Genomic DNA, 12,314 nt, shown 5'->3' with positions numbered 1-12,314 from the left:
AACACAAGAACAGAGCAGATGATGTCAAAAGCAAATACTGAATTTAAACTCATGGAAGAAGAACAACTTTCAGTCGAGCTGATTGAAGCACAATATGCCTTAAAAAATACCAAAGGTGAAAAGAACGCCAAAAGTTTGCTGATTTTGGTGAGCGGTATTGAGTTGGCGGGTAAAGGTGAGTCGGTTAAACAATTAAGAGAATGGGTTGACCCACGCTATTTACGTGTAAAAGCCGATGCACCGCATCCGTTTAATCCTAAACAGGCACTGTGGCAGCCTTATGCACGTTTTATCCCTGCCGAAGGTCAAATGATGGTGATGTTTGGCAATTGGTACAGCGACTTGTTAAGTACCGCTATGCATGTGTCTAAGCAAATTGATGACACCATGTTCGACAACTATGTTGAGAAAATGCGGGCCTTTGAAGAAGATTTAAAAAATAACCATGTTGATGTGATTAAAATTTGGTTTGATCTGTCATGGAAATCATTGCAAAAACGCTTGGATGATATGGAGCCGAGCGAAGTGCATTGGCACAAATTACATGGCTTGGACTGGCGTAATAAAAAGCAATATGACAGCTTACAAAAACTGCGTCAGCGTTTTACTGACGACTGGATCATGATTGATTGTGAAGATGAAACCATACGTGATCAGCAGTTTGCACAACATATTTTACGTGCACTGAAACATTGTCCTACACATCCGACCAGCTCTGGCATTACTTGGCAGCCTGCAGAAATTCCTGAAGTTTTATTGAATCCTGTATCTGAGGCGGTGGCAGATGATGAATATAAAGCTGAATTAAAAAAACTCACGAAAAAAGTGGCAGATGCACTGCGTTTTGATAATCGTAACGTCAGTATTGTATTTGAAGGGATGGATGCCGCAGGTAAGGGCGGTGCCATTAAACGCATTGTGAAAAAACTGGATCCACGCGAATACGAAATTTATACCATTAGTGCGCCAGAAGCCTTTGAAATCAGTCGCCCGTATTTATGGCGTTTCTGGACTAAGATTCTGCCCGAAGAGAAAATTAACATTTTTGATCGTTCTTGGTATGGGCGTGTTTTGGTCGAGCGGGTGGAAGGCTTAATCAGTCCGTTGGAATGGCAACGTGCCTATGATGAAATTAACCGTTTTGAAAAAGATTTAAATGATCATCAAACGGTGGTGATTAAGTTTTGGCTGGCGATTGATAAAGACGAACAAGAACAGCGTTTTAAGGCGCGTCAAGAAACTGCACACAAACGCTTTAAAATTACCGATGAAGACTGGCGTAACCGTGGTCGTTGGGATGACTATTTGGTGGCTGCGGCAGATATGCTGCAACGTACCAGTACGGAATATGCACCGTGGTACGTTATTCCAAGCAATGACAAAAATGCAGCCCGTCTGGAAATTTTAAGAACCATTTTAAAACAACTCAAGGCAGATTAATCTGCCTTGGCGTGAATGTTCGTATGAGTGTTTAAATGAAGTCGAAATTAGTTTTGGAGCAGCTTAAGCATTCACAACTTTGGCTTGTTTGAGCTGAATGCTTTTGGCCAGTTTATAGCTTTCTTCAACATGGGTTTCGGCAATTTTTTTCATAATAAAATAACCCAAACCTGCTGCCACCATTTGTCCACCCAGTGGAATAAACTTGGTAACTTGTTTGGTAATGTACTTGGCTGCAACATTATTCAGAGATTTTTTCACTGCGGTACGTGCCACGACTAAACCTGAAAATTCAACGCCACGTTTACGCAATTCACTCCAGTGCACTTTTCGGGTTTCTGGGTCGTAAACACTGACTTGCTCAGGTGATAATCCAAAGCGTGCATTAATTTCTGGAATCAGTTGCGACAAGATGCCAACGTCAATCACGACATCTAAAAAAGGGACTGGAATCACGGCTGCGCCTGCAGAAAAATAGGCACGTTTTTTGACCAGTTCTAGGCATTCTGCACGAATCATTTCCAAATCTAAGCTTGGATCAATCGAATCTGGGACGGTATCTCTTTTTATCATATATATAACTCTAAAATGGCACCTAATGTTTTGCTATTTGCTATCATTAAGCTACTTTATTCAAAGCATTTTTTGAATCAAGTCATGAATGAAAATATGCTTTTAAGGTGGCATAGCGTGTTGTGAAAGTATAGTAAATAATCTTTATTCTTTTGTTGTATTTAGCATTTTATTCATTTTTAAAAAATAAGGAATAAGTATTTATGGCGATTCATGTCATACAAAGTCAGCGTATAGAAGTTTTGCTTGAAAAGATGCTGAACAGCATACGTCAGCCGACATTGAATCCCTTACAGGTACTTAAAACCCAGCATTTTATTGTGCCTTCGGTTGCTGTCGCAACGTGGCTGACTGAAAAGATTGCTGAACAACAGGGCATTAGTGCCAATACTCAGTTTCATCATCGTATTCGGGCGTTTCAGTGGGCAGCTTATCAGGCAGTATTGGAAGATAAAGACCGTGTAAGGCAGGCGAATATTCCGCGTATTGTGATGCAGTGGCGTGTGTTCTATGACTTACAGCCTTGGATTCAATATGAACAGAATCCATTAGAAACTGAGCATGCTTTATACCGTTTAATTCAGCGAATTTATGACAGTGCAGCATCACTACAGTCTGACTCAGAGCGGCAGCTAAAAAAACAAAATATGCTGTACTGGGTGGCAGACAAAGTGTCGCGCTTGTTCAGTAACTACATGGCTTATCGTGGCTTTTGCCAAAAAGGCTGTGCAGGAACCTGCCAATGTCAAAGTAATTGGTTGTCGATTTGGGGGCAGCAGCAACATCTGGATTTAAAGCAACAGATTTACGTCCCTAAAAGCTTTGATACTGAAGAAGAGAAACAGTCGGCCTTAGCGCTTGCAGCATTTACGCAGGAGCAGGCCGAAGAATTAGAACAGTGGCAAAGCTGGTTGTGGTCGCATATTTTTCATGCCGATTTTGAAAATATGCAGGAGATTGATCGGCAATTTTGGCAGGCCTTGGGCACGCCTGAAAACCCAAATTCTTGTATCAAGAAGCTTCCTCAGCAACTGGTGATTTTTACTGTATTGGATTTGCCGCCGAGCCAGTTATATTTTATGCGCCGTTTAGCGCAGTATATGGATATTTTTATTCTGCATTACAACCCATCGCAAGAATACTGGGCCGATATGGTCGATCCAAAATGGAAGTTACGGGTCGATGCACGTATTAAAGACCGCTTTGTTCGTGAGATGGAAAAACAGAACAAGACCGTGAGCGATGATGACATTGCGGCGTATATTGAAAAATATAATGGGCATTTTAATGCCGATATGCGTGAATCACACCATCCGCTGCTGACACGATTTGGCAAACAGGCACGGGACCATTTTTCATTGCTTTCGGTTTTGTCGAGTGGTGAGGAAGGCGAATGGGTAGATGAGTTCCCTGAACAATATCCTCAACATTTATTGGGCAAAATTCAGTCCGATGTATTGAATTTAGAAGTGCCTGCAGCACAGTCGTATTGCTTAGACCCTGAAGATGATTCCATCGAAATTCATGTTTGTCATTCGAGTTTGCGTCAGCTGGAAGTTCTAAAAGATCGCTTAATTGCATGGCTAGGCCAAGATGATAGCCGTCAAGCCAGTGATATTTTGGTGCTTAGTCCGAAACTGAAAGAACAAGAGTCGTTAATTCGGAGTGTCTTCGCTGCACCGCCAAGCGAGCGCGATTTATATCAGAAAGGGCAGCAAAAAGGCCAACAGAGTCAAGCGGGACTCGCACATCAACTCAGTCAAGACAGTGTCTATTTGCCCATTCAAATAGCAGGGATTAGCTCCCTTGATATTCACAATGCTTGGCGTGCAGTCACTGGGCGGATCACTTTGGTTCAGGGACGCTTTAGTTTTGAAGAGTTTAGTGACTGGCTCAGTTTGGCCGCCACGCAGCAGCGTTATGCGTTGAACTTAAATCATATTGAACGTATGAATACGCTATTGTCTGAAGCGGGGTTTAAGCGAGGTTTAGATGCAGAACATTTGCGCCGTAGTTTGAGCGCAGGCGATCAGGATTACAGATTTACCCTCAAATTTGCTTTAGACCGTTTGGCTTTAGGGGTAGCCGTCCCTGAACATTGCGTGGTCAATCAGACCTTAAGTTATGCCGATGTACAGCCCGATGATTTTGAGCTGGTCTTTAAACTTGTACAAATTTATCAAGATTTTGCGGCACGCCGTGATTGGTTAATTCAGCATGAATTGGGTCAGTCAGAAACAGTAGAGTTCTGGCTGAAACAACTGATGCAAGATGTCAGTGAGTTTCAGGATGCAGGTGTAGATGTATTGGCTTCGGTCTTTAGTTTGGTGCAAAAGCATGACCGTATGCTGACTTTGGCCAGCTATTTTGATGAGCAATCGGGGCAGGACATCCGTCACTTAAGTTTACCCTTAGACTATATTTTGCAAGAAATAACAGAGCAGCTTGAAACACAACTCGAGCAAGCCAGTCCATCGGGGGCGATTACTTTTAGTCAAATTGGTGCGATACGCCCACTGCCTTATAAACTGATTGTGATGTTGAATTTGGACAATGGTGTATTTCCTAGTCGTGATCAGCAATTGCCTTTTGATTTGATGCAGTTGTTGAAGCCTCAGCTTGGAGATCGTTCACGGCTAGATGATGATCAGGGCGCTTTTTTAGACAGTATTTTGTTGGCTCAAAACAGTGTTTGGCTGTTCTATAACGGCTTTGATGTCAGCGATGGCGAGGTGCGTGATCCCTCTGTGGTGGTACAGGAATTTGTACAGCATCTGGCTTTTATTGTGAAACATCCTGAAGGTGAAAATTCTCAAAATATCAAAGTGCAAGGCGTTGATATTCCAGCGCAGTTGCTGCCTATTTATCACTTGCATAGCTTGCAGCCTTTCGATCAGCAGCGTTTTGCCGAAAGCCGTGAAATCCGCTTTAAAGACCAGTGGTATCGGGTGGCCAAGCAAATGCAGCAGGGTACTACACCGCGTGAAGCATGGTTTTGTGAATATCCATCATTGCCACAAGAGGTGGTGGTACTAGACAGTACGCAGTGGATTAAAGATGTTTGTTTCCCTGCCCGTGCCTATTTAAAAGCCATTGGTGTGAATAATCTAAAGTCAGATACAGCTGCGCTCAATCAAGAACCGTTGATTTTAAATGGTTTGGAAAAATACGCTGTGCGTGACTTTTTACTTAAGTACGGCACACAAGAAGCAGAAAGTTTATTGCAAGATACTTTGCCTGTGGGTAAAACCCTGAATGCTACCTTTAAAACAGGGGTGCAGGAACAGCAATATTTACGTGATGTTTTAATGCAATATGCAGAACAAGAAACCTTGACCACTCAGCAGGTCTGGAAAATGACTCCGCAAGTGCATATCCGCATTCAGGTACCTGCATCGACAACTACCCGTTGGTGTAATGTGGTCGCTTCACGGGCAACGCCACAGCGCTATGCACATGTTTGGTTAGAATATTTGTTGTGGGTGGCATATCAAAATACTGCGCAGCAGGACTTGGAACGGATTGTGGTCTGTAAAGATGATGTGATCCATTTTGCTGGGGTGAATGCCAAACAGGCGCAAGATTATTTAGCGATGTGGATGGAGTTTTGGGCACAGGCACAGCAATATCCTGTGTTGCTGCCTGCTGCTTTGGTTTTAAAAATGAATAATAACAAAGAATTTGAAATTGAGTGGGATGAAACAGACTCCGAACAGGTTTTGAATATGGACAGCTTTGCAAAACATTGGCAGGGCGGAGCTTGGGGGGGCTTTATTGATGAAAGTGAAAAAAATCACCCTGATTGGGCCTTTATTTTTCAAGACAGTGAAACGGAGCCATTGTTGATTCAGGCATTTCAGCAGCATAGCTATCGGTTGTATCAGCCTATTACCCAACAGCGCCAAATTGCGAATCAGGGAGAGTCGGCATGAATACATCCACCGCATTTCCAATTTGCTATGACCCGATTCAAGAAATGCAATTTAAAGGTTTGCACTGGATTGAGGCCTCTGCGGGTACAGGTAAAACTTATACCTTGTCCAGTTTAATGGTGCGAATTTTTCTTAAGGATTATTTGCCGAATCAGGTGATTGCTACAACATTTACCCGTGCTGCTGCGGCTGAACTAAAAAGTCGAATTCGAGCTCGCTTACAGGAAACCCAACAATATTTTGATGCGTGTTTAGATTTATCTCAGCCAGAAATCTTAAAGAAAATTGAGCAAGAACAAGACCCTTTGCTTAAGCATGTGTTGCAGGAGCATCATCTAAAAGTAGATTACGCCAGTTCACGTTTGCAATTGGTGATTGCGCAATTAGACGAGTTGTTTGTGGGTACCTTAGACAGCTTTAGCCAAAAAATGTTGCGAGAATTTGCATTTGAAAGTGGCAAAATTGAACGTGCCGATATTACCGACCAAGCTTCGGTTTATACAGAACAATTGGTACATGATGTGTTGCGGGAATGGATTCAGGCACAACCTCAGCATGTTGTGGACTATATGCTGTTATGTGGGCGCTTAAAATCGGCAACTGAATATGTGGGCTTGGTGGGTACAAGTTTGAATTTTGCATCGGCAAAAATTCAGGGGATTGAGCAAGTACAACTGGAAGTGCAAGATTTAGAAGTCGCCTTGCAGAATTTAGCCACGATAGACCTCACTCAAATTGAAGAATTAAAAGAATATTATGGTGGTGAATATACTTTTGGTTTTCATAAGAATGTGGCAGGTGAAGGAGGGGCAGTAATACATCAAATTTTTACTGACTTTTTGCCAAAACTGATTGAAAAAATTAAGCACAATCCTTTAGAGCATTATTTTAATTCACATCTTACTGCTTTGTTTAATGAAGCCTTGGGGCTTTATCTCACTAAAGAAGGTAAACTCAGAAAAAAAATCTTTAATAATGCCAAAGCACCGTGTACCCAAGACGTGCAGGATGCTTTTTTTGACCATCCAGTGATTCGTAAAATTAAAGCGGTGTCGGATGCCAAACTGCAATTTGAAAGCCAGATAGATTTGGTGGATACCAACTTAAAATTTTATTTGGTACAACAAGTCAAACAGCGCTTACCACAGTTGTTGCAGCAAAAAGGTGAAACCACCTTTGCGCAACAAATTCGCACCTTGGCAGAAGCTTTACATGGTGAGCGCGGACAGCGTTTTGCACAATTTGTACATACACGTTATCCACTAATTTTGGTGGATGAATTTCAGGATACCAACCAAGACCAAGATGACATGCTCTCGCAAATTTGGCGTAATCCAAAATGGTATGCACGGGGCTGTATGATCATGGTGGGTGACCCCAAACAGGCGATTTATGGCTTCCGTGGCGGCGATATGCTGACCTATAACAATGCCCGTGATGATGTACTGAAAAAACAGGGACGCATTTATTCCCTCAGACAAAATCATCGTTCTGTCAAAGAATTGGTAAGCGTGGTGGATGAGTTATTCCAACGTCATACCAATTTTGGTGAGCAGGTGACGTATCATCCGGTTATTGCGGGTTCACGGCCTCATCCTGCTTTAATCGATCGGCAGCAGGCCAACCCTGCACCGCTTCGGTGGATCACCGTTGCACATGATCAAGATGAATCTATTCAAATTGCTTGGAAAATTCGTGATTTATTAAATCAGGGGATTTCAGGTGAGTTATATTTTGACCATCCTACAGGCAAGCTTGCATTACAGGCCGATGATATTGCGATTTTATCCACCAGTCATAAATTGCTGGATCAAGTGCAATATGAGTTGGAGCGTATTGGTATTCGGGTAAATCGGAGCAGTAAGCGCAGTGTTTTTAGAGGATTTCTAGCGCAAGATGTTGCGGCAATTTTAACGGCAATTTTACATCCTTTTGATGAAGCGAAAGTAAAGCGTGCTTTACTGACTCGTTTGCTGGGCTATAACCTGCAGCAGTTAATTGAACTTGAGCAACAAGGCTTGGGGCAGTTTATATATGACTTCGACTGTATTCGTGAGATGTGGGTCAATAAAGGCTTTTTAACCGCTTGGAGTTATTGCCTGAACTTATTTAAAGTTTGGGAGAATTTGGTGGCAAAGCAGAGCTTTGACAATGAACGGCATGTGGTGAATTTACGTCATTTAACTGAGTTGCTTAGTCGGCAGAGTGAGCGTCATCAAGGCGCTTATATGCTGTATTACTGGTATTTGCAGCAGGTTGAATCGCCTGGAGAACGTGACTGGGAAGTTGAACGAAAGCTGTCGAACGCGGCAGGTGTAAAGCTGATGACCATTCACCAGTCCAAGGGACTTGAGTTTAAAGTGGTCTTTTTAATGTCGGCAGATCAAGGCCTTACGAAAGATAGATCAGCTTTGGTTTTCTCGACTCAGCAAGAGGCAGGCGTGGCTCAACGTGTCATTGCCATTAAAAATAAGATGATTGATTCCACCGCAGAACAGCAGCATCGTGAGCGTCGTTTAGCCGAGCTGAATCGCTTGTGGTATGTGGCATTAACCCGAGCCAGTTATCGGGTCTATGCGATGTTAAAACAGCCTAAACCTAATGAAGATGCCAAAAGTAAGAAGCCGTCTGCACCTAAAGCGGACGGATTAAATGTCTGGCGTTTAAAAGCATCGGTGTGTGCACAGACTCAGCAAATTGCTGCGCAATTCAGTACTGAGGAAGCGCCTATGCTGAATTTACCTCAGGCATTGGAATTACAACAAATACAAGATGTTGTGATTGAGGCCGCAGACTTTCCAGTGCGCCGTTTTTACCCACGCACAAAAACCAGTTTTAGTGGTTTGGCACAGCATCTGCCGAGTACAAGCCCTCGGGATAGCTTGGTGGTGATGGCTGAGACGCAGGCAGCGGCAGCAGATGAAATCAATCAAGAACCTGTTGAAGCGATTGAGCTTGCGCAACCGATCGCATGGATTAAAGCCAATTTTCAGCGTGGCACTCAGGCGGGTAGTTTTTTACATAAACTATTTGAATATATTGATTTTCAGGCCAGTCGAGACCGCATTGCAGACGAAGTGAAACGCCGTTTTCATAATGATAAAGAGTTTAACTCTGATGTGTTATTGGCCGATTTGGTTGCCAAGCTTCACCAAGCTGATGTACAGAATACCGTGCAGGAAGCCGAAGTATTTGAGCTAATGACCGATTGGCTGATGCAGGTTTTGCACACACCATTGCATCAAGACTTTTGTCTGTCTGCATTGGCTGTAGATGGCTATTTGTCTGAGTTTCCATTTTATTTGGCTATGGCAGACCAACGCTTATTGTTACCCGCCATTCAACAATTATTTAACGATGCAGAGCGGCCTATTCAGGGCTTAAACGAGGCCAACAGCGCTCGTTACCTGACAGGTTCGATTGACTTGGTGTATTTCGATGGTCAGCGCTATCACATTGCGGACTATAAAAGTAACTATTTAGGTGCAGATCAGCAGGATTATGCCTTGAGTTATATTGAAAATAATATGACTCAGTCTAGTTACTGGCTGCAAGCAGGACTGTACTTGGTGGCCTTACATCGTTATTTGGGCAGCAACATGCAGGGTTATGATATTTATCAACACTTGGGTGGCGCCAGCTATTTGTACTTGCGCGGCATGAATGGTGAGGTAGGACAAGGCGTATGCCATTGGCAACCTGAAGCAGATTTTATTCTGCAATTGGATGAAATATTAGGTTACTTTGACCTTAAAAAATCAAACTAAGCCTGTTCTTAGATTTAATAAAACAAATGCTTATCCTGTGGATAACTTTGAGGATAACTGTGTGGAAAACAAGCATATTCACTTAATTCCAGCGCAATCTGCCATGCAGGCGTGGTTGGATTACCTGTGTCAGCCGCCATTTAGCACTGCAACGATCGATACTGCTGGTAAATCTTTGATGCAGCAAGTCCTTGACGCAATAGAACAGGGGGATAGTTGTATTCCTGCAAGTGCGGCACAGGTTGCGGCTTTGCATGATTTACAAATCACACTATCCGTCCCGCCCTCGGACACAGCAGCTGCAATTGCCCCATTTGTATTTGACGGGCAGCGTTTGTATTTGTATCGCTACTGGAAGTTAGAACAACAAGTCGCCACCGACATTTTAAGGATTCAAGCACAGCAACCGCTTTCATTTGAGTTAAAACCTGAACAGCTCAACTTATTGCAAGACCCACAGCAACAGCAGGCTTTGCAGACTGCTGCCAGCCAAAGTTTGAGTATTATCACTGGTGGGCCAGGAACAGGGAAAACCTATACTTTGGCGCATATAATTGCCGTACTCAATCAAACTTTGCCCGATATTCGCATTGCCATGGCTGCACCAACAGGTAAGGCGGCACAGCGTATGCAGGAAGCCTTAAAAAATGCGTTGGGCAGCAAAGCCTTACAAGACTTTGATGTAGACACTTTACAACAATTACAACCTGTCACTTTGCATCGTTTACTCGGTTTGGGGAATACAGGCAAGCCGCGCTTTCATGCCAAACAACCTTTGCCTTACGATGTGATTGTGGTCGATGAAGCCTCTATGCTGGATTTGCACTTGTCACACATGTTATTGGCTGCCATTCCTGCGCAGGCACGTTTAATCCTGTTAGGAGATGCCAATCAGTTGGCTTCAGTCGATGTTGGTACGGTATTGGCAGATTTACAGCAAGTTCCTGAATTAGCAAAAAATCGTGTCAATTTAGTCACCACACGCCGTTTTGCTGAAGGGGCAAAAATTGGGGCAATGGCGAAGTTCATTCAGCAAGAGCATCCTCCACAGCAGGTTTTGGCGGCGTTTGAACAGCAGGTGGTTGCTGCTACCCAGTTACGCAAAATCAATTTAGAACAAATACAGGTCGATGAAGTCCAACTTCAATATCTACCAAGTCAAGACAGCCCAATGTCTGCAACAGATTTGGATGGCTATTATGACCAGCTCATGTACGGCTATCAGTCTTATGTGGAAGTATTGAATGCGGGCTTGGCTGATGGCAATGATTTGCAAGACTTTCAGCATTTTGTGATGCAGGTTATTCAGGTGTTTGATGATTACCGTATTTTAACCGCAATTCGTCATGGTCATTTGGGCTTAAAGCAACTGAATGTGCAGATTGAACAGCGCCTTTTACAGCAATCTAAACAGCAAAAACAAGGGGGTTGGTATATCGGCCGACCTGTGATGATGACCTATAACGATTACCAACTGGGACTGTCGAATGGTGATATTGGTATTTGCTTTATGCGAGCACATAACGCACAGCGCCAGTTTGAAGTGTATTTTCCAAGTCTGGACAAATGGGTGCCTGCAACACGCTTACCTAAAAATATTGAAACAGCTTTTGCGCTCACTATTCATAAATCACAAGGTTCGGAGTTTAGCCATACAGCAGTGGTGCTAGATGCTATGGCTAAAAACTTGCTCAGCAAGGAACTGATTTATACGGCTATTACCCGTGCTAAAAAAGCGGTGAGTTTGCTGGTCGATGCACAAGCGCTGGAACAGGCATTGAATATTCGCACCCGTCGTAGCAGTGGTTTGTTAGCTAGAATTAATGAGGTTCTGAATTATTAAGCGGAAGTGAATAATAGGTACTTTTGTACGAAATGGCTTACATCAATTCGAGAAATTTGCGCATAGAGATTCGAGTATGTTTTTGAGAAGATGACTTCACACAAAAAGCTCAATAAGGATTTTGAGCATAATCGCAGAATAATAACGATAATTGTCGATAGACAGCGAACTGACAGGACGTGAGTGAGAAGAGGAAACTTACAGCCGCTAAGCCTTGTAGTTTTGGGAGAGACTACAGGGCTTTTTTATGTCTGTTAGTTTTGTTGGCTTGCAAAATACAGACAATGCTTACTTGTTGTAAGAAAAAGCTTACAAATAGATACGAGAAATACGACTTCTTTCACTTTAGTATTATGGCAAAATCTACCACACAAGGACGTGAAACCCAGAACAGGAATGTTCAGACAATAAGACGCGAAAACGCGCAAATAACGACAATAAACAAAACAATAAGAATAATAAGACAAGAAACTACAGCGCAAAAACAGCCCGAGCTCCGCTCGGGCTGTTTTATTTTGTGAGCTAAAAATGACATTATGTTTTGTTCTATTGGCAAAATATTACATATTATCAAACATATACAAATGTATATTTATTTATGCGGAGTACTTTATACTTTTATCTATGCAGAACAGCGGGCAGAAAAAATCTGGTGTGACTGCTTAAAGTAAAAATTAAAGCAGTTGTTAGTCGTTCTGTTTTGCAATCGGCACGTTTTTGCCTTAAAATGATGCCCTTGCTGTAGTGATGCACGGCAGT

General features: G+C 42.8%; 5 protein-coding genes. 4 read left to right on the top strand and 1 reads right to left on the bottom strand.

The features are described from left to right. The first annotated feature begins 21 nt into the window (after positions 1–21). Positions 22–1,440, top strand: coding sequence for a phosphate--AMP phosphotransferase (locus tag HHA41_RS02580; protein WP_168460439.1), 1,419 nt, complete (start codon positions 22–24; stop codon positions 1,438–1,440). A 63-nt stretch (positions 1,441–1,503) separates the two neighbouring features. Here the strand turns inward: HHA41_RS02580 and HHA41_RS02575 are convergent, their stop codons facing one another. Beyond that, positions 1,504–2,010, bottom strand: a complete 507-nt coding sequence (locus tag HHA41_RS02575) for a hypothetical protein (RefSeq protein ID WP_168417628.1) — start codon at positions 2,008–2,010, stop codon at positions 1,504–1,506. 206 nt (positions 2,011–2,216) lie between these two features. Here HHA41_RS02575 and HHA41_RS02570 point away from each other — a divergent pair, with 206 nt between their 5' ends. The 3 genes from HHA41_RS02570 to recD all read left to right on the top strand — a co-directional run bounded on the left by HHA41_RS02570 (position 2,217) and on the right by recD (position 11,555). After that, the gene (locus HHA41_RS02570; RefSeq protein WP_168460405.1) at positions 2,217–5,945 is read left to right on the top strand and encodes an exodeoxyribonuclease V subunit gamma; all 3,729 of its coding nucleotides are present in this window, start codon (positions 2,217–2,219) and stop codon (positions 5,943–5,945) included. Beyond that, entirely contained in the window at positions 5,942–9,712 is a 3,771-nt protein-coding gene (locus tag HHA41_RS02565; RefSeq protein WP_168460404.1) for a UvrD-helicase domain-containing protein, read from the top strand. The genes HHA41_RS02570 and HHA41_RS02565 overlap by 4 nt, the downstream gene beginning before the upstream one ends. Before the next feature lie 61 nt (positions 9,713–9,773). Next, positions 9,774–11,555, top strand: a complete 1,782-nt coding sequence (gene recD / locus HHA41_RS02560) for an exodeoxyribonuclease V subunit alpha (RefSeq protein ID WP_168460403.1) — start codon at positions 9,774–9,776, stop codon at positions 11,553–11,555. The last annotated feature ends 759 nt before the right edge of the window (positions 11,556–12,314 follow it).

The organism is Acinetobacter sp. A1 (assembly GCF_012371315.1).
In the GTDB taxonomy this organism is placed as follows: domain Bacteria; phylum Pseudomonadota; class Gammaproteobacteria; order Pseudomonadales; family Moraxellaceae; genus Acinetobacter.
The sequence above is the reverse complement of the archived record's forward strand: the minus strand, read 5'-3'. Positions and strand labels throughout refer to the sequence as shown.